Below are 18,404 nucleotides of genomic sequence, written 5' to 3' on the forward strand. Positions count from 1 at the left end.
TCCAGCAGACGCTACGCCTTCGGTGAACTCTTCCGAAATCCTATTCGGCGTTAATGGTTATCGTCTTGGTCGCCCGGACCTGCCCGGGCACCCAGGACAGGAACCTGATGTGCATGAGGTACTTGCCGCGTGCTGGCGGGCGCAGCAGGAAGTCGTACTTTTCCGCCGCTCCTGAAGCTATCTTGCTGGTGCGGAGCGGATATTTGCTGGACCAGACCGGCGTGGACGGACCGTGGGGATCGGCGGTATTGCGGAAGGGACGCCCGTCATGCGCAATTAGATCGGCCATCGCGACGGGATTGCCCTTCATATCGGTAAATTCCGTCAAGGTGGGGAAATAGTCCACGTTGACCATGCGGACCAGGGTGGGCGCGCGTCCGTTGCCCTCCAGATTCGCTTTCATGCTGGAGAAGGCCCAGACGCGGCGTCCACCCGGTCTCTTGGGGATGACGCCGCCCAGGGTATAGAAATGCTTTGCCTTGAACCGGTTCAGGCCGGCGTCCTCGCCGGAGAGGCCTGCGGCGTGGTTCTTCTCGTGCCAGCTCGGATCCAGGGAATAGGGCAGCAGCACTGTTTCGGTGGCGATGTCGTACTCCGGGCCGTCGACGAACGCGCGTCTTGTACCCGGGGTAGGAGGGTTCGTCCGGTCTATCGCCGGGTCGACGATGACCACACCGAACATGCCCATCTCGACATGCAGCGGCGTGTTGACGTGGCAATGGTAGAAATACGTACCGGACCCACCGCGGTTCGGATTGCCGGCTACCCCGATGTCCGGCCTCAGTTGGTAGGTGTAGTGGCCTGTGACTTCATAGGAGGTGTGGCCCACCCCGTCGTTGCGTGGATCGGGTTCAAGGCCGTGCCAGTGGATGGTGTGTACGCGTTTGCTCGGCTCGATGGTTCCGTGGAAGATGTCGCCTTCCGTGAACCGCGCCAGCGGACCGGGCAGGCCGCGGTCCTTGCTGTTGGTCGCAAAGCTCCACACCTCGTGCTCGGAGCCGTCCGGAAATTCGAGCTCACGGCTGAAGAAGTCGAATGTCATCGAGACGTCCGGCTGCTGTCGGAACAGGGTTTCCGGACTGCCCTCATGCGGCTGGTCGGAAGCAAAGTCCACCTGGCTCTCGTATGTATGGTGTGCCTCGGCCTCCTGTTCACCAGCCAGCACCCAGTCCGCCACCAGGCCGCCCGGGTACAGACCGCCCGCAGCAGTTTGCGACGGTTCCGCATGACAGTGCATGGGGTAGCGCCAGTCTTCCTCGCGAGCTTCCCAAACGGCGTCGACACAGTCCGGTGGGCGCACCATCGGCAGAATCGCTTCTTTGCGTTCAAGCGGTGAAAGCGCAACGGTGTCTTCCCATTGCTGGAGGCTTACGTGGCCGTCCGCCATCACCGTGCCCTTCTCCCGCGGGTAGTCCCGCCCGTTCTCCCGTACGACCCAGACATGATTACCGTGGTAGTGCAGTTGGTGTCCCACAATGCCGGCGTTGACCATCCGGATCAGCTGTCCGGTCCGGACGGTTCCCGCGGCCGGCGACTGGCTGAAGTTCCGCACATCCGTCAAGCGGGGGAAACCTGAGGGAAGGCTGTCTTCCTCCCTTTCTTCGTTCAATTCAGGGTCGTCGGAGACGCCCAGGGAGCGGAAGCCTGCCTCGTCATTCAGGTTGAAGTAGCGCGGTGCTACGTCCGTTCCGATGCTGTCGAGCTTGCCGCCCCGGGAGGCAACGCTGGCCCACTCCGGCACCACGTTGTGGCACATCCACAGCCACTGGCGCTCGAACTCCGGCCCGTTCGGGCCGAGATGCCAAGCCCGGGCAGGGTCGATAACTACCAGTGCCCCGTAGAGGCCCAGTGTTCGTTCAACAGCACCGTTGGTGGGATCTGCATAGAGGTACGTTCCCGGAGCGGGGGCCTCCAGGTTCAGAGTCGCCGTCGCGCCGGCGGGAATGGGTCCGCTGGTCTTGTCGCCCCTGTCCGGTCCTGCGCCGTGGATCATCAGTTCGTGGGGCTGCGAAAGACGGTTGTGGATGCGCAGCCTGATAGTGCTTCCCACCTCCGCGATAATGGTCCGCTCCGGAAAGTAGCTGGCCCAGTACCGGCGTTTCGGCAGGTAGTAGTACTCTTCCTGCGGATCCGGACGCTCCGGCGCGGGCCTGCCATGAGGCGGCAGCGGCCGCCCCAGCGGATAGGTACGGCTCTCGACGACCTTGCCCGATTGGGTAAAGATCCGCGGAGCTATCCTCAAGCTCGGGTTCGGATCCGAAGGGGCCGTCTGGCGGTCTCCAAAACCACGGTGGTACACCAACGCGCCGTCGACCATGGGCACAAAGCCCTCATTGATGTAGAGATCCAGCACGCCAGCCGACCCGGTAGAACCGGTCCTGACGTTGGTGGCGGGCGCCGTTCCGCGCCGCAAAAAATTGATTAGACCGTTCCCCATGACTGCAGCCTCTCGATGCAAGCACTAATCCCCACAAGAAGTACTGCACCTAGTACGTCACCCCCATCTTGGAAAACCCTTGGTCCAGCGGCTACTTCGCCTCGTAACCACGCAAGGCGAGCACCGCCGTCGTACCTGCGAGCAGTGCCAGGACGGCGGCGAAGATGGCGACGCCGGACCAGCCGAACTGCACGAAAAAGAGGCCGCCCGCCCAGCCGAGAAGGCTCGATCCGGCGTAGTAGAACAGGTTGTAGAGGCCCGAGGCTTGGGACTGGCCCACGGTGGCCAGGCGCGGTGTCCAGCCCGACGCGACCGAGTGCGCGCCGAAGAACCCGGCAGTGAAGACCACCAGGCCCACCAGGATGACCGGCAGCGAATCGGCCAGCGTGATCGCCAAGCCCGCGATGATCACCGGGATGCTGGCGAGCAGCACGCGCAGCCGCCCAAAGCGCACGGTCAGCCCGCCCGCCAGCCGCGAGGACACCGTACCGGCCAGGTACGCGAGGAAGAGCAGGCTGGCCAGCGACGTCGGCAGGTTGAACGGCGGCGCTTCGAGCCGGAAGCCGAGGTAGTTGTAGACAGCAACGAAGCCGCCCATCAGCAGGAAACCCTGCGTGTAGAGGGCCAGCAGCCGCGGCGAGCGCAGGTTGATGAGGATACGCTCGGCCAGCTTGGGCCCCTGCCCGCGGACCACCGGCCGGAAACCGCGCGGCGCCGGCGCCAGCCGGACGAAGAGGACGGCGGCAACCCCGGAAAGCATGCTCACCGCGAGCACGCCCGCGCGCCACTCGGTAAACTCCGCCACAGGGCCGGCCACGAGCCGTCCGGCAAGGCCGCCGATGGTTGTCCCGGCAACGTACGTCCCCGCGGCCACCGCAGCGTGCAGCCGCTGGACCTCCTCGTTCAGGTAGACCAGGGCGACGGCGGGGATCCCGCCCAGTGCCGCACCCTCCAGAAAGCGCAGCGCCAGCATCGAGGGGAAGGTCGGGGCGAGCGGCAGCAGCAAACCAAGTACGACGGCGGCACTGATCGCCCAGGTCATCGTGCGTTTTCGTCCGGCCCGGTCGGCGATGGCGGACCACGGGATGACCGCGAGCGCCAGGCCGATGGTGGCGGCCGAAACGCTCAGGGCCGCGTCGGCCGCCGAAACTTGGAAGTCCCGGGCGATGCCGGGCAGCACGGCCTGCACCGAGTAGAGCTGGGCGAAGGTGGCCAGTCCGCCGAAGAGCAGCGCGATCAGCATATGCCGGTAGGCCCTGCTGCCTTTCGGATGCCCCGGCCAGGGCTGCTGGTCCGCCGTCGTCACGCTTTAGATGCTAGGCCGATCCGGTGCGCCGTCGTTAAACGGGGCAGGCGCGTGAAGCCGATAGTCTGGTCCGGGCCGAATGGGCGGTTGCAGCGACAACTCACCGGAGCCGGGGCCAACGCCGACGGCGACTCCCACCTGCCCGGCAGTAGCGTCTCTCCTGTTGGTCGAGCGTACTGTGCGTTTCATCCCTGCGCGACTCGGGGCAGGTGCAGTTTATCCTGCGGTACTGCGACGCTTCCGCTTAGGCTGAATCCGGCAGGTACTTAAACAGAAGGAGGACCGGATGCGGTTCGCGGTGATGCAGGCTGCCGGCGAGGTGCTGGATGTCGCGGGGAATCTTGCTCTGGTTGCTCGCGCCGCCGCCGAGGCGAAGGCAGCAGGAGCCGACATCTTGGTCACTCCTGAACTGTTCATCTGCGGCTACGCACCTTTGGCCATACAGTCCTTCCTGGATCCGGACTTGTCCCGCGCCATCGACGACGGCGCCGCCCGGATCGCGCGAGAACACCGGATCGGGCTGGTCTACAGCGCACCGGCAGCAGCCGACGGCGGTGGCTGGCACATTACCGCTGCGTTGCTGGACCGGGCAGGAAATGAGCTCCTCCGGTATGCCAAGGTGCACTTGTTCGATCGCGAAGAACAGCAGGTTTTCGTACCGGGGGAAGCCGCGCCGTCGGCCGTGGATTTTGAGGGTATCCGGGTGGGCCTGCTCATCTGTTACGACGTTGAATTCCCTGAGCCCGTCCGGGCCTTGGCCGATGCCGGCGCTGACGTCGCGCTGGTTCCGACAGCGCTCGGTTCGGGCTTTCAAGATGTGCCTGGAATCCTGCTGCGTGCCCGCGCCCTGGAAAGCCAGCTGGCCATCGCCTATGCCAACCACACCGGGGCTTTGCCTGCAGATGCCGGCCAGGAGTTGCTGCTGGGCGGCCTCAGCGTGATCGTTGGCCCCGATGGCGCCCTGCTCGCCCAGGCAGGAACCGACACGGAATTCGAAGTCCTGTGGGCAGACGTCACGGCCGACGCCGTCGCCGCAGCCCGCCGCCACGTGCCCTACCTCCGTGACCGCCGCCCCGCGCTGTACCGCGCCTGGCAGCAGCCGCAGCACGACCACTAGCATTGACCGGCATTTCATCCTCCGAGTACTACTAGGCGCCGGTCGCATGCCGCGGCATCAAACCCGGTACGGTTTACCCGGCCATCGGGCCGGTGGTTAGGCTGGGTGGATGGCGACAGTGATTCTCGTGCGGCACGGCCGCACCACAGCCAATGCCACCGGGCTGTTGGCCGGTCGGGCCGTCGGCGTCGGCCTGGACCAGACCGGGCGCGACCAGGCGGCTCTGACCGGAGCCCGGCTCGCGGCCGTGCCCGTGGTCGGGGTGGTGTCGAGCCCTCTTGAGCGTTGTCAGCAGACCGCCCGGCTCATCCTCGATCGCCAGGCCGGCACCCCTTACGCGCCGGTCGATCCCGATCTCACCGAGTGCGATTACGGCCAGTGGCAAGGCCGCACGCTCAATGATCTCGCGACGGAGGATTTGTGGCCGGTTGTGCAGTCGCAACCGTCCGCCGTCATCTTTCCCGGCGGCGAGTCCATGGCCGCGATGCAGGCCAGGTCGGTGGCAGCGATTCGACGCCACGATGCAGCCTTCGAAGCCGAGTACGGGCCAGGAGCCGTGTGGGTGGCGGTGAGTCACGGTGACATCATCAAGTCAGTCCTCGCCGACGCGCTCGGCATGCACCTTGACCTGTTCCAGCGTATTAACGTGGGTCCTGCCTCCGTATCGATCGTGCACTACGGCGCTATTCGGCCGAGCGTCTATGCGACCAACACCGACGCGGGGGACCTGTCGTGGCTCTCGAACGGCATCCACTCCGGCGACGCGCCGGTGGGCGGCGGTACAGGGCAAAGGGCGCCATGAACCTCATGTGCCTAAAATACTGACATGCCTACACGTGTTCACGAGTTTGCCTGGCCCGACCGGGTCATCGTTGGCACCATTGGCGTACCCGGGGCGCGCACGTTCTACCTGCAGGTGCGCGCAGGGACGCAGATCGTGAGTATTGCCCTGGAGAAGCAGCAGTCGGCTCTGCTCGCCGAGAAGATCGACGAAATTCTCGACCAGCTCATCACCATCGAGGGCAACCCCTTCAGCGTTCCCGCGAGTACGCCCCTTGAACTTGTCGACAATGACCAGCTCGAGGCCGTTCAGGAGCAGTTTCGAACCGGCGCCATGAGCTTAGGCTGGGACCCAACGACGGCGCAGGTCGTCATCGAGGCCTACCCCATTACCGATGCCGATGCCGACGGCGACGGCGACGGCGAATCCCTTGATGAGGACGGCGCTAACGAGCCCGAAATGCTGCTGGTGCGGATGCCGGTCGGCACCGCCCGCGCCTTCGCCAAGCGGACCCGTGAGGTCGTCGGCGCCGGGCGTCCGATGTGCCCGCTCTGCGGTTACCCCATAGACGCCGACGGGCACATCTGCACCCTTCCCGAGGTCTGATGCCAGCGCCGGACCTAGCGACCGCCGAACTGACACTCACCGGCCGCATCACGACGGCTTCAAACGCTACCTTCCTGGGCAGCATCGGTGACGTGGTGGTCGTCTATAAGCCGATAGCAGGCGAAAGTCCGCTGTGGGATTTTCCCCACGGCACCCTGGCCCATCGGGAGGTGGCCGCCTACCTGGTCTCGCAGGCCTTCGGCTGGGACGTCGTACCGCACACCTGGCTGCGCGATGGTCCGATGGGCGAAGGAATGGTGCAGCTCTGGCAGGAACAAGACCCCGCCCAAAGCGCCGTGACCCTGGTCGCGACGGACCACGTACCGGAGACGGGCTGGAAACAGGTCCTCAAGGGACGGGATGAGAACGGACGGATGCTCGCCCTCGTTCACGAAGACTCGCCAGCGCTCAGACGCATGGCGGTATTCGACGTGGTCGTCAACAACGCCGACCGCAAAGGCGACCACATTCTGGCCATCCCGGACGGACACCGGCACGGCGTGGACCATGGGCTCACCTTTCACCCTGACCACAAGCTGCGCACAGTGCTGTGGGGATGGCTGGGAGATGCTCTGACCACCGAGGAACGCGACGGCATCGATCGTGTCAGCGAAGGACTGCACGGCGAGCTCGGCCGGAACCTGGCAGACTTGCTCAGCGCCGAAGAAATCGCTTCTCTCGCCGCGCGCTGCGCCCGGTTGCGCCTGGCAGGGCGGTTTCCGTCTCCGAGCGGTGAGATGCCGGCGGTACCCTGGCCCCTGTTCTAAGGAATTACGGCTACCGGCTTCGCAGGCTATGTCACGTTGGACGGCATGAATCTTAAGAGCCGGAGCGTCTCAACGATCAGAGCCCGAACGCATCCCGCGCCTGGGGATCGCCGCTACCGCCCCTGCTCCTCTTGCTGCCAAGTCCTCATGAAGGACGGAGGAAAGCAGGAGTTTGCTGTTCCTCTCCCATACATTGAAGCCGCCCCTTATTGGTGTCCACCAACATCCCTCTGGTTTGTAGCTATTTCGGACCAGTCAGCAGAATTGGCGGGCTGTAGTTCAGAGCGATCAGGAGTTCGGCCCGCGTCTGTGCGTCAGCCAAGTCCCGCCCCAACAGCTCCCCCAACTGGCCGATCTGCCGCCGCACACTGTTGCGGTGCAGGCCCAGCGCCTTGGCCGAGCCATCCCAGCTGCCGTTCGCCTCCAGCCACGCCCGCAGCACTGCCAGCAGGGCCGAGGCGCGCTCCGGTTCCAGCTGCCGCAGCGGACTGAAGCTCCGGTTGAACAGCATCGCCCCGGCCTCCGGGCCCAGCAGGCCGGTGACCGAGAACTCGACCTGGTCCGCCCTGACACTGCGACCGGCAGCCTGTGCCCGCTGCCGCAGCGACGTGACCCGACGGTAAGCCTCGGGAAGCTCCGGAAGCTCGGCCGTATCGGAGATGACAACATGCCAGCCGAGCTTCTCCACCTCCGCCACCACAGCATCGTCCACCCGCAGCCTGGTTATGGCAGCGAACCCGTAGTCGGTGCTTTCCACTAGCTTCGTATCGAAGATCCGGCGCCATTGCAGCAGTCCGCGGACCGGATCTTCGCCTGCCGTACCGTGCGATGCACCCGCCTTTTCCGCTGGTTCCAGAGCCGGCCCGCCCGCCCGGAAGCCCTGCACCACCCGGAGTTCAGCATGGCGTGGCGCGGACACACTCTGCGCCACCAGCCGGCCGACCGCCTGCGAGCGCCGGGACCCCGCCGTCGTTGTTTCAGGGTGCAGCAGCAGTGTTGTTGCCAGCTGGCTGGGTGCCAGCGAGCCAACCGTACGTTGTCGCAGCAGGGCTTCCAGCAGCCCGACGGCGGTCTCGACAATGTTCTTCTCCACCGGTTCCAATGGGTTGGCCGCACCGACGACGAGGGCACCCAGGTTTGCGTCCCGGGTGCTGCGGAGCGGATACCCCACCACCCGCCGAGCCTCGGATGCGTCAAAACTTTCCAGTTCGACCCGCGGACCGCTGCCGGCGAAGAGCCTCGCCAACATCGGATCCAGTTCCGCCACCTCCGGCAGGCCGCCTTGCAGCTGGGCCGGGATGGCGCGGGAGCGGACGCGCCGGTTGGCGCCGACCAGCACTGCCCACACCGGCACGTTCCGCACCAGCGCCTCAAGCAGTTCAGCTTCGGGACGCGGGGTCAGCACGGCGCGCATCAGCTGCCTGTTCGCCTCCGAGAGCAGGCGCAGCACCCTGAGGTTCTCCGCCTCCAGCAGCCGGGCGAATTCGAGCCCCAGCGCGGCAAAGGGCACTTCTTCCGGAATGGCCACCAGGGTCAGGGAGTGCTTGCGGCAGGCCTCGGCCAGAGCCTGGGGGACGTCACTGAAATAGGGGCTGATGCCGAAACCAAGAGCGCAGACTTTTGCCTGCACCAGCCGTTCGATGTACCGGTCCACCGCCTCGGGGGTCCCGCCTTCGTCGAGGAACGGGAGTCCGGCGGTCAGGACGAATTCGCCCTCCAGCAGGTACGGGGCGGGATCCTCCAGCTCGCTCGGTTCCACCCACCGGACGAGGGCGGGCTCCGCGGTGGCCGGCCGGCCGTCGTGGACGACCGTCAGGGTGTCCGGCAGCCGGTCCAGGAAGCGTTCCAGCGAGACCGCCGCGAAGGCTCCGGCCGTGCTGCCGCTAAACTGGTCGGCGCCCGCCCGCACAGGCCGGGCGTCCTCCCCGCCACCGGCGGATGGTGCAGAATGTCTCATGCGAGAAGAGTGTAGGTCATTTTGCCCCATCTTGTTAGCTGTCTCACATGGCACGCTGGTGGAACGGAAGAAGCCTCCAGATTGGAACCGAGAATGATCGACACCCCTCCCGCAACGAAGCGCCGGGGCCTGCCCCTGGGCAACCAGTTGCTGCGACGCAAGCCGCTCGGCCAGATGCTCAACGAGGCCGGTACCGGCGCTGACGGCAGTTCCGGCGGCCCCCGGCTGCGGCGGAGCCTCGGCGTCTGGCAGTTGACCATGATCAGCGTCGGCGCCACTCTGGGCACCGGCATCTTCGTGGTCCTCGGCGCCTCGGTTCCGCTGGCCGGCCCCGCCATCTGGATCTCGTTCCTGGTGGCAGGCTTCGCAGCACTGCTCTCCGCGATTTCCTACGCGGAAATGGCCGGCGCGGTTCCTGTCTCGGGCTCCAGCTACTCCTACACGTACGCCACCATGGGTGAAGGAATCGCCTGGATCTGCGGCTGGTGCTTGGTCCTCGAATACGCGGTCTCCGTGGCCGCAGTCGCGGTCGGCTCCGCCGAGTACGTTAACGAGATGCTGAAGACGTTTGGCCTGGCGCTGCCGGCCGCCATTGCCGCCCCGCCCGGCGCCGAAGGCGGGGTGCTGAACCTTCCCGCCGTCGCCGTCGTTGTCCTGGCGATGGTCCTGCTGGTGCGAGGTGCCAAGGAAAGCGCCTGGGTGAACACCGTCATGGTGGTCATCAAGATCGCCGTGCTGCTCATGTTCATCGCCATCGCGTTCACGGCCTTCCGGGCCAGCCACTTCGAAACCCTGATGCCGATGGGCGTGGCCGGCATGTCAGCGGCAGCGTCACGCCTCTTCTTCTCCTACATCGGTTTCGACGCCGCCTCCACCGCCGGCGAGGAAGCCAAGAACCCGCAGCGCGATCTGCCCCGCGCCATCATCGCATCCATGGTGATCATCACCGGCATCTACATCCTTGTCGCCGTGGCCGCCGTCGGCGCCCGCGAGTGGACCTGGTTCGACGGCACCGAAGCCGCCCTGGTGCAGATCCTGCAGGAGCTGACCGGCAACCCCTGGATGGCGCTGGTCTTTGCCGCCGGCGCCGTGGTGGCGATCGCCAGCATTGTGCTCACAGTGCTGTACGGGCAGACGCGGATCCTGATGTCCATGTCCCGGGACGGCCTGGTACCCAAGGTCTTCGGCCGCGTCTCCCCGCAGACCGGAACCCCCGTGGCCGGCACGCTGATCGTCGGCAGCGCCGTTGCGCTCACTGCCGGACTGGTCCCGCTCGGCGAGCTGGCGGATGCCACCAGCATCGGCACGCTCTTCGCCTTCGCGCTGGTCAACCTCTCCGTGATCTACCTCCGCCGCTCCCGGCCGAACCTGCCGCGGACATTCCGGGTACCGTTCTATCCGCTGACCCCGATTCTGGGTACCGTCATGTGTATCTACCTCATGGCGAACCTCGGCTCCAGCACCTGGTGGGTCTTCGCCGTGTGGATGCTGGTAGGTGCCGCCGCGTACTTCGGTTACGGCCGCCGCAACTCCAAAGTGGCGCAGCTGAGCCGCAGCGATTACGACTACCTCTCTGCCCAGGATCCCGCCGCCGAACCCGCACCGTCCGCACCCGGCCGCTGATCCCCCGGCACCGCCCTAACCACCCGAGCAAACGAAAGCTAAGCACCATGACACTGGCCACCGAACTCCACGCCCCGGCCGCCGCGGACGAGAATCCGATCACCATGCTGAACCCGGATTTCCCGTTCAGCTACGACCACTACCTCGCCAACCCCGCCGGCCTGGGCTCGGTTCCGGAGCACCTGCACGGCACGGAAGTGGCCGTGGTCGGCGCCGGGCTGTCCGGGCTGGTGACGGCGTACGAATTGATGAAGCTGGGGCTGAAGCCGGTCGTCTACGAGGCCGGCGCGATCGGCGGCAGGCTGAAGACCGCCGCCTTCCCCGGGGCACCCGACGTCGTTGCGGACTTGGGCGGCATGCGCTTCCCGGTCTCCGGAAGGGCCTTCTACCACTATGTGGACAAGCTCGGGCTGGAAACCACCGAGTTCCCCAATCCGTTGTCCGGGCCTACTTCCAGCACCGTCATTGAGCTGGGCGGGCAGAAACACTACGCCGAGCAGCCCGAGGACCTGCCGGAGTTCTTCCGCGAGGTGGCCGATGCGTGGAAGGCGGCGCTGCGCGAGCACGCATCCTTTGACGAGATGCAGCAGGCCATCCGGAAACGCGACACGGCCCGCATCAAGGAACTATGGAACGCAACGCTGCCGGAGCTCGACGAGCAGACCTTCTACGGATTCATCGCTGCCAGCCGCGCCTTCAAGGCCGCCGGATTCGAGCACCGCGAGGCGTTCGGCCAGGTCGGTTTCGGCACCGGCGGCTGGGACACGGACTTCCCCAACTCCATCCTGGAAATCCTGCGCGTGGTCTACACCGACGCCGACGACCTGCATCGGGGCATCGTCGGCGGTGCCCAGCGGCTGCCGGAAGCGCTCTGGAACCACGCACCCGAGGATTGCGTCTTCTGGCCGGCCGGGACCTCACTGGCCAGCCTCCACCGCGGCAGCGCCCGCGGCGCCGTCGCACGCATTACCCGCGGCGCCCCCACGGACGAAAATCCCGACGGCGACATCGTCATCGCGGACAAATGGGGCCACAGTGCCCGCTACCGCTCGGCGGTGGTGACCTGTCAGACGTGGCTGCTCTCCACGCGCATCCATACCGAGGAAGCGCTCTTCGGGCCCGGCGTATGGACCGCCATCGAGCGCAACCATTACATGCAGTCATCCAAGACCTTTGTCATGGTGGACCGGCCGTTCTGGAAGGACCGCGACCCGTCGACCGGCCGCGAGGTGCTCAGCATGACGCTCACGGACCGGCTCCCCCGCGCCACCTACCTGCTGGACAACGGGCCGGATAAGCCGGCGGTCATCCTGCTCTCCTATACCTGGAACGACGACGCCCTGAAGTGGCTTTCGCTTGATGCCGACGAGCGGGTCCGGCTGATGCTGCACTCGCTGGCCCAGATCTATCCCGGCGTGGACATCGCCTCGCACATTGTCGGCGAGCCAATCACCGTCTCCTGGGAGGCCGACCCGAACTTCATGGGCGCCTTCAAGGCAAACCTGCCCGGCCACTACCGCTACCAGCAGCGGTTGTTCACGCACTTCAAGCAGGACCAACTGCCTGCCAGGCAGCGCGGCATCTTCCTCGCCGGGGACGACGTTTCCTTCACTGCGGGCTGGGCAGAGGGTGCTGTGACAACGGGGTTGAATGCGGTCTGGGGCGTGGTCAACCACCTCGGCGGCAAGTGCGCGGAAGACAACCCGGGACCCGGCGAGTTGCTGGCGCAACTCGGCCCGGTCGCTCTGGACTAAGGTGGGCCGTAGAGAATAGACTGAAAGAAGTTCTCGCAATGCAATAAAGAACTTCCGTAATACGAAAGGGACTGCTCCATGACGCAACTCCAGCCCGGAATCCCCGCCCCGTCCTTCACGCTGCCCGATGCCTCCGGCAGCAAGGTCTCGCTTGCCGACTACGCCGGCCGCAATGTTGTGGTGTACTTCTACCCGAAGGCCGCGACCCCGGGCTGCACCACGGAAGCCTGCGATTTCCGCGACAACCTGAACTCGCTCCAGGCCGCCGGTTTCGACGTCGTCGGCATTTCTCCGGATGAGCCCGAAGCGCTGCAGGACTTCGCCGAGGCCGAGTCGCTGACCTTCCCGCTCCTCTCGGACATCGACAACGAGGTGGCCAAGGCCTACGGTTCGTTTGGCGAGAAGGAGTTCAACGGCAAGACGTTCACCGGCACGCTGCGCAGCACCGTCGTCGTCGATCCTGAGGGCAACGTCCGCCTGGCCGAGTACAACGTGGACGCCAAGGGCCACGTGGCGCGGCTGCGCGAATCACTCGGCGTGAACTGACACCCCCTGCTAAAACGATGGGGGCCTTCCCCGCGGGAAGGCCTCCATCGTTTTGCCTGCGTTCAATCATGGGCGCTGGCCGTACAGTTGGTCGGCAGACCGGGACCGTAGCCGCGGCCTGCCGGGATTAAGGGGACAACGTCGGAGGGACGCCGCCGAAGGAAAGACCGGCCTGCAACGTCAGGCGGTGCCTCGCCGGATCAAGCGGCCGGTTGGCGTCTCGCCGCCGATCTCCGCGCCGCGGAGGAACGTCCGCCGCACGACGCCGGCCAGCGGCTTGCCGTCGTAGGGCGTGATCGGGTTCTTGTGCTTGAGCTTCTTCGCGTCCACCACGAAGCTTTCATCCGCGGCGAAGACGGAGAAGTCGGCGTCGTAACCCAGCGCCAGCTGGCCCTTCCGCGTCATCCGGGCGAGCTCGGCCGGCCGGCGGGACATCCAGTCCACTACCTGCTCCAGCGGGATCCCCCGCTGCCGGGCCTCGGTCCAGATCAGCGAGATCCCCAGTTGCAGCGAGGCAACGCCGCCCCAGGCCACGCCGAAGTCGCCGTTCTCCAGGTCCTTCAGGTCCAAGGTGCTGGGCGAATGGTCCGAGACGATGCAGTCGATGATGCCGTCCTCGAGGCCCTTCCACAGCAGTTCCCGGTTGGATGCCTCGCGGATGGGCGGGCAGCATTTGAACGCCGTCGCGCCGTTGGGGATTTCCTCTGCCAGCAGCGTGAGGTAGTGCGGGCAGGTCTCCACGGTGAGCTTCACGCCGTCGCGCTTGGCACTGGCGATCATCGGCAGGGCATCGGAGGAAGACAGGTGCAGGATATGGGCGCGGGCGCCGGTCCAGCGGGCCCGCTCGATCACCTCGGCGATGGCCACGTTTTCGGCCCCGCGCGGGCGGGAGGCGAGGAAGCGCTGGTACTGGTCGCCCTCGGCGTGCGGTGCACGCTCAATGGCCCGCGAATCTTCGGCATGGACAATCATCAGCGAGTCGAAGGTCTTCAGCTCCGCCATGTCCTTTTCCATCTCGTCCGCATCCAGCGGCGGGAACTCGTCCACGCCTGAGTGCAGCAGGAAGCACTTGAAGCCGAAGACGCCCTCATCGTGCAGCGGCCGCAGGTCCCCGGTGTTGCCGGGCACCGCCCCGCCCCAAAAGCCCACGTCCACAAAGGCCTGGTCCCGAGCGGCGTTGCGCTTTTCCTCCAACGCGGCGGCGTTGATGGTGGGCGGGATGCTGTTCAACGGCATGTCAATGATGGTGGTCACCCCGCCGGCGGCCGCGGCCCGGGTGGCGGAGGCGAAGCCCTCCCACTCGGTGCGGCCGGGCTCGTTGACGTGCACGTGCGTGTCCACCAGCCCGGGGATCAGCGTTTCGTCCGCGGCGAGCTCAAGGACTTCGCGGCCGCGCAGTCCGTTGCCCAGCGGTTCGATGGCGACAATCGAGCCGTCCCGCACACCGACCTCGCGCGCGGCAACCCCCGCCGTCGTCAGGATCCGCTCGCCCCGAATGACCAGGTCGTATTCCGGTGAAGTTCCTTCGACGCCCACTTATGCTCCCCTCTGAGCTTCCAGTTCCCTGCCGCCGGCGATATCACCCGCCAGCAGCCGCAGTCCGATCTCCGCGCCGACGCGTTCGAGCAGCCCGCCCGCCTCAGCCATGCAGACGGAGACGTCACTTTCAAGATCCGTCAAGGCGTATGTTTGCGCAAGCCCTGCCGATTCCAGCTGAGTGTCCGACAAAAGTGTACGGCCGCAGACCGCGAAAACGGGCACGCCGGCGGCCGCGGCTTCGGTGGCCACGCCGATGGGCGTCTTGCCTTCCAGGCTCTGGGCATCCAGGCTGCCCTCGCCCGTGATGACCAGCTCGGCCCCGGCGAGTTTGTCCCGCAGGCCGGTCAACTCAATAACGACGTCGATTCCGCGCCTGCGCTGCGCCTCCAGCACTGCCAGTGCCGCGAAACCCACTCCGCCGGCGGCACCGGAGCCGGGCAGGTGTGCCATCGCGGCCGTGCCTGCTCCCAGTTCAGGACCGAGGACCCGCACAAACTGGGCCAGGGCGGCGTCCAGCGTTGCCACATCCTCCGCCGAGGCACCTTTCTGCGGACCGAACACCGCGGCGGCACCGTTCTCCCCCAGCAGCGGGTTGTCCACGTCGGAAGCCAGCACGAAGGAAACGCCGGCCAGCCGCGGATCCAGGCCGGACAGGTCCACCTCGGCGAGCCGGGCCAAAGCCGCTCCGCCGCGCGGAAGGAACCGTCCGCCGTCGTCCTTCAGGATGGCCCCCAGGCCCTGGAGCAGCCCCGCGCCGCCGTCGGTGCAGGCGCTGCCGCCCACCCCGAGGATGATGCTGGTGCAGCCCAGATCCAGGGCCGCGCTGATCAGTTCCCCGGTACCCCGGCTGGTGGCGGTAAGCGCCTGCAGCTGGCCGCCGGGCAGCACGTCCAGCCCGGAGGCCGCGGCCATCTCGATCACGGCCTGTTGGCCCTTGACCGCGATGGCCGCCTCCAGCGGCATGCCGGTAGGTCCGGCAACGGTGGCGAGATGCCGCGTGTACCCCGCGCCGACGGCGGCCTGAAGGGTGCCTTCTCCGCCGTCGGCCACGGGAACGTTGGTGACCTGGATGTCCGGGGCGACCGCCCGCAGGCCCCGCTCAACCGCCGCGGCCACTTCCGGGGCGGTGAGCGAGCCCTTGAACTTATCCGGTGCAATCACCACTTTCATGGCAGGTTCAGCCCTGAAGAGCCAGGATGGCGGTGGGAGCGTCGGCAGCGGTCTCGGCCACGCCTTCGAACTCGTTCACGTTGTCCAGTTCGGTGCCCATCGAGATATTGGTGACGCGTTCCAGGATGACCTCCACAATCACCGGCACCTTGTACTCGGCCATCAGCGCGCGGGCCTTGTCGAAGGCGGCAGAGAGATCTTCCGGGTTCTCCACGCGCACGGCCTTGCAGCCCAGGCCCTCGGCTACCTTGACGTGGTCCACGCCGTAGCCGTTCATCTCCGGAGAGTTCACGTTCTCGAAGGCCAGCGAGACGTGGTAATCCATCTCGAAGCCGCGCTGGGACTGGCGGATCAGGCCCAGGTAGGAGTTGTTGACCACCACGTGGATGTACGGCAGCTGGAACTGCGCGCCCACGGCCAGCTCTTCGATCATGAACTGGAAGTCGTAGTCGCCGGACAGTGCAACCACGGTTTCGTCCGGCTTGCCGCGCACCACGCCCAGGGCGGCCGGAGCGGTCCAGCCCAGCGGCCCCGCCTGGCCCGCGTTGATCCAGCGGCGCGGGCCGAACACGTGCAGCAGCTGTGCGCCGGCGATCTGGGACAGGCCGATGGTGGACACGTAGGTGGTGTCCTCGCCGAAGGCCTTGTTCATCTCTTCGTACACGCGTTGCGGCTTGATCGGCACGTTCTCGAAGTGGGTCTTGCGCTGCAGTTTGCCCTTGCGCTCGATGCATTCGCCGGACCAGCCGGAGTAGTCCGGCAGCTTGCCGGCGGCCTTGCGCTCCTTGGCAACCTCGAGCAGGATCTCCAGTGCCGCGCCGGCATCCGAGGTGATGCCCAGGTCCGGTGCAAAGACGCGGCCGATCTGGGTGGGCTCGATATCGATGTGCACGAACTTGCGGCCCTTGGTGTAGGTGTCCAGGCCGCCGGTGTGGCGGTTGGCCCACCGGTTGCCGATGCCGATCACGAAGTCGGAGGCCAGCATGTTCTCGTTGCCGTAGCGGTGCGAGGTCTGCAGGCCCGCCATACCGGCCATCAGGCGGTGGTTATCCGGAATGGTGCCCCAGCCCATCAGCGTGGGAATGACCGGGATGTTGAGCAATTCGGCTAGTTCCACCAGCTGGGCGGAGGCACCGGCGTTGATGATGCCGCCGCCGGCCACGATCAACGGGCGCTCCGCTGCGGTGAGCATGTCCAGCGCCTTTTCGGCCTGCTTGCGGGAGGCCTTCGGCTTCTCGACCGGCAGCGGCTCATAGGTGTCGATGTCGAACTCGATCTGGGCCATCTGCACGTCGATGGGCAGGTCCAGCAGCACCGGTCCGGGGCGGCCGGAACGCATCAGCTGGAAGGCCTTCTGGAAGGCACCGGGAACCTGCGCCGGTTCCAGGATGGTCATGGCCATCTTCGTCACCGGCTTCGCGATGGTCTCAATGTCCACCGCCTGGAAGTCTTCCTTGTGCAGCTTCGCCACCGGTGCCTGGCCCGTGATGCACAGGATCGGCACCGAGTCGGCCCAGGCCGCGTACAGCCCGGTGATCATGTCGGTGCCGGCGGGGCCCGAGGTGCCCACACAGATACCGATGTTGCCGTCCGCGGCACGCGAGTAGCCGTCGGCCATGTGCGAGGCGCCTTCAACGTGGCGGGCCAGCGTGTGGCGGATGCCGCCATGGGCACGCATGGCGGAGTAGAACGGGTTGATGGCCGCCCCGGGCAGGCCGAACGCCTCGGTGGCGCCCTCCTTTTCCAGGATGGCGATGGCAGCGTCTACGGTGCGCATCTTGGTCATGGGAATCTCCTTGAAAGCCTGGTGGAGCCCTCGGGCGGGCTGTTTTTGGGTGTGTTCGGTGGAGCCGGGTTTGGGTGCGGATCCGGCCTGCCGCCGGGGTGCTTTTACTTCCGGCCGGAGAGCTGCAGGACCTGCTTGAAGAGGCCCGAGTGGTCCAGTCCGCCGTCGCCCTGGTTGACGGTGGCGGCGACCAGCTGCGCAACGGCGGCGCCAAGCGGGATGGCCACGTTGGCTTCGCGGGCGGCGGAGGTCACGATGCCGAGGTCCTTGTGGTGCAGGGCGAGGCGGAAGCCCGGGTCGAAGTTGCGGTCCAGCATCTTCTGGCCCTTCTGCTCCAGCACCTTCGAGCCGGCCAGGCCGCCGCCGAGCACCTTGAGTGCGGCGTCGGTGTCCACGCCGTAGGCCTCGAGGAAGGCGATGGCCTCGCCGAGGACTTCTATGTTCACGGCGACAATCAGCTGGTTGGCAGCCTTGACCGTCTGGCCGGAACCCGAGGGACCCACGTGCACAATGGTCTTGCCCACGGCGTCGAAAACATCCTGCGCGGCTTCGAAGTCGGCCGCCTCGCCGCCGACCATGATGGAGAGCACGCCGTCGATGGCGCCCTGCTCGCCGCCGGAGACCGGGGCGTCCAGCGGGCGGATGCCGGCGGCGCGGGCCTCTTCGGCGAGGCGGACGGCGACGTCGGGCCGGATGCTGCTGGCATCGATCCACAGTCCGCCCTGCTTGGCGTTGGCGAAGACGCCTTCCTCGCCGGTGACCACGGCTTCAACGTCCGGCGAGTCAGGCACCATGGTGATAACGACGTCGGCGTCCTTCACGGCGTCGGCGATGCTGTTGGCGCCCGTGCCGCCTTCGGCCGCCAGCTTGTCGATCTTGTCCTGGCTGCGGTTGAAGCCGGTAACACTGTGGCCGGCCTTGACGAGGTTGATGGCCATGGGCAGGCCCATGATGCCGAGTCCGATGACTGCAACGTTGGTCATGAGATAAGTCCTTTGCTTCGTGCTGGTCAGTA

The 18,404-nt window shown here is 66.4% G+C and carries 14 protein-coding genes; 7 read left to right on the forward strand and 7 right to left on the reverse strand.

All coding sequences use genetic code 11. From position 1 onward, the window contains the following. Nucleotides 1-40: 40 nt before the first annotated feature. Both J5251_RS02855 and J5251_RS02860 read right to left on the reverse strand, forming a co-directional pair. The gene (locus tag J5251_RS02855) at nt 41-2,437 is read right to left on the reverse strand and encodes a multicopper oxidase domain-containing protein (RefSeq protein WP_244250772.1); all 2,397 of its coding nucleotides are present in this window, start codon (nt 2,435-2,437) and stop codon (nt 41-43) included. Nucleotides 2,438-2,528: 91 nt separating this feature from the next. Beyond that, the gene (locus J5251_RS02860; RefSeq protein ID WP_208576031.1) at nt 2,529-3,680 is read right to left on the reverse strand and encodes an MFS transporter; all 1,152 of its coding nucleotides are present in this window, start codon (nt 3,678-3,680) and stop codon (nt 2,529-2,531) included. Between the two features lie 349 nt (nt 3,681-4,029). Here J5251_RS02860 and J5251_RS02865 point away from each other — a divergent pair, with 349 nt between their 5' ends. From J5251_RS02865 to J5251_RS02880, 4 genes are all read left to right on the forward strand, one after another. Next, a complete protein-coding gene (locus J5251_RS02865) occupies nt 4,030-4,860 on the forward strand; it encodes a nitrilase-related carbon-nitrogen hydrolase (RefSeq protein ID WP_208575104.1) in 831 nt (276 codons plus the stop codon). Nucleotides 4,861-4,969: 109 nt separating this feature from the next. Then, nucleotides 4,970-5,662, forward strand: coding sequence for an MSMEG_4193 family putative phosphomutase (locus tag J5251_RS02870; RefSeq protein ID WP_208575105.1), 693 nt, complete (start codon nt 4,970-4,972; stop codon nt 5,660-5,662). 24 nt (nt 5,663-5,686) lie between these two features. After that, entirely contained in the window at nt 5,687-6,247 is a 561-nt protein-coding gene (locus J5251_RS02875) for a DUF3090 domain-containing protein (RefSeq protein WP_208575106.1), read from the forward strand. Next, the gene (locus J5251_RS02880; protein ID WP_208575107.1) at nt 6,247-7,014 is read left to right on the forward strand and encodes an SCO1664 family protein; all 768 of its coding nucleotides are present in this window, start codon (nt 6,247-6,249) and stop codon (nt 7,012-7,014) included. The genes J5251_RS02875 and J5251_RS02880 overlap by 1 nt, the downstream gene beginning before the upstream one ends. Before the next feature lie 241 nt (nt 7,015-7,255). Here J5251_RS02880 and J5251_RS02885 read toward each other — a convergent pair whose 3' ends face one another. After that, the gene (locus J5251_RS02885; protein WP_208575108.1) at nt 7,256-8,971 is read right to left on the reverse strand and encodes a PucR family transcriptional regulator; all 1,716 of its coding nucleotides are present in this window, start codon (nt 8,969-8,971) and stop codon (nt 7,256-7,258) included. A 93-nt stretch (nt 8,972-9,064) separates the two neighbouring features. Between J5251_RS02885 and J5251_RS02890 the strand changes: the two genes are divergently transcribed. The 3 genes from J5251_RS02890 (at nt 9,065) to bcp (ending at nt 12,894) form a co-directional block, all read left to right on the forward strand. Beyond that, the gene (locus J5251_RS02890) at nt 9,065-10,594 is read left to right on the forward strand and encodes an amino acid permease (RefSeq protein WP_244250774.1); all 1,530 of its coding nucleotides are present in this window, start codon (nt 9,065-9,067) and stop codon (nt 10,592-10,594) included. A 47-nt stretch (nt 10,595-10,641) separates the two neighbouring features. After that, on the forward strand, nt 10,642-12,348 hold the full coding sequence (locus J5251_RS02895; RefSeq protein ID WP_208575109.1) for a flavin monoamine oxidase family protein: 1,707 nt from the start codon (nt 10,642-10,644) through the stop codon (nt 12,346-12,348). Nucleotides 12,349-12,426: 78 nt separating this feature from the next. Next, entirely contained in the window at nt 12,427-12,894 is a 468-nt protein-coding gene (bcp, locus tag J5251_RS02900; protein ID WP_208575110.1) for a thioredoxin-dependent thiol peroxidase, read from the forward strand. Nucleotides 12,895-13,074: 180 nt separating this feature from the next. Here bcp and allB read toward each other — a convergent pair whose 3' ends face one another. From allB to J5251_RS02920, 4 genes are all read right to left on the reverse strand, one after another. Continuing rightward, nucleotides 13,075-14,430 carry an allantoinase AllB gene (allB, locus tag J5251_RS02905; protein ID WP_208575111.1) on the reverse strand — a complete coding sequence of 452 codons (1,356 nt, stop codon included), beginning with the start codon at nt 14,428-14,430 and terminating at the stop codon, nt 13,075-13,077. Then, nucleotides 14,431-15,603, reverse strand: coding sequence for a glycerate kinase (locus J5251_RS02910; RefSeq protein WP_208575112.1), 1,173 nt, complete (start codon nt 15,601-15,603; stop codon nt 14,431-14,433). It abuts the gene before it with no gap. Nucleotides 15,604-15,610: 7 nt separating this feature from the next. Beyond that, the gene (gene gcl, locus J5251_RS02915) at nt 15,611-17,389 is read right to left on the reverse strand and encodes a glyoxylate carboligase (RefSeq protein ID WP_208575113.1); all 1,779 of its coding nucleotides are present in this window, start codon (nt 17,387-17,389) and stop codon (nt 15,611-15,613) included. A 104-nt stretch (nt 17,390-17,493) separates the two neighbouring features. Beyond that, nucleotides 17,494-18,372, reverse strand: a complete 879-nt coding sequence (locus J5251_RS02920) for a 2-hydroxy-3-oxopropionate reductase (RefSeq protein ID WP_208575114.1) — start codon at nt 18,370-18,372, stop codon at nt 17,494-17,496. Nucleotides 18,373-18,404: the final 32 nt, after the last annotated feature.

This window comes from Arthrobacter crystallopoietes (assembly GCF_017603825.1).
In the GTDB taxonomy this organism is placed as follows: Bacteria; Actinomycetota; Actinomycetes; order Actinomycetales; family Micrococcaceae; genus Crystallibacter; species Crystallibacter crystallopoietes_B.

Excerpts from the sequence above, each read along its gene's own strand:
- J5251_RS02875 (WP_208575106.1), top strand. The coding sequence starts at position 5,687 with ATGCCTACACGTGTTCACGAGTTTGCCTGGCCCGACCGGGTCATCGTT.
- J5251_RS02880 (WP_208575107.1), top strand. The coding sequence starts at position 6,247 with ATGCCAGCGCCGGACCTAGCGACCGCCGAACTGACACTCACCGGCCGC.
- J5251_RS02865 (WP_208575104.1), top strand. The coding sequence starts at position 4,030 with ATGCGGTTCGCGGTGATGCAGGCTGCCGGCGAGGTGCTGGATGTCGCG.
- J5251_RS02855 (WP_244250772.1), bottom strand. The coding sequence starts at position 2,437 with ATGGGGAACGGTCTAATCAATTTTTTGCGGCGCGGAACGGCGCCCGCC.
- bcp (WP_208575110.1), top strand. The coding sequence starts at position 12,427 with ATGACGCAACTCCAGCCCGGAATCCCCGCCCCGTCCTTCACGCTGCCC.
- J5251_RS02890 (WP_244250774.1), top strand. The coding sequence starts at position 9,065 with ATGATCGACACCCCTCCCGCAACGAAGCGCCGGGGCCTGCCCCTGGGC.
- J5251_RS02895 (WP_208575109.1), top strand. The coding sequence starts at position 10,642 with ATGACACTGGCCACCGAACTCCACGCCCCGGCCGCCGCGGACGAGAAT.
- J5251_RS02870 (WP_208575105.1), top strand. The coding sequence starts at position 4,970 with ATGGCGACAGTGATTCTCGTGCGGCACGGCCGCACCACAGCCAATGCC.
- J5251_RS02920 (WP_208575114.1), bottom strand. The coding sequence starts at position 18,372 with ATGACCAACGTTGCAGTCATCGGACTCGGCATCATGGGCCTGCCCATG.
- J5251_RS02885 (WP_208575108.1), bottom strand. The coding sequence starts at position 8,971 with ATGAGACATTCTGCACCATCCGCCGGTGGCGGGGAGGACGCCCGGCCT.
- J5251_RS02910 (WP_208575112.1), bottom strand. The coding sequence starts at position 15,603 with ATGAAAGTGGTGATTGCACCGGATAAGTTCAAGGGCTCGCTCACCGCC.
- gcl (WP_208575113.1), bottom strand. The coding sequence starts at position 17,389 with ATGACCAAGATGCGCACCGTAGACGCTGCCATCGCCATCCTGGAAAAG.
- J5251_RS02860 (WP_208576031.1), bottom strand. The coding sequence starts at position 3,680 with ATGCTGATCGCGCTGCTCTTCGGCGGACTGGCCACCTTCGCCCAGCTC.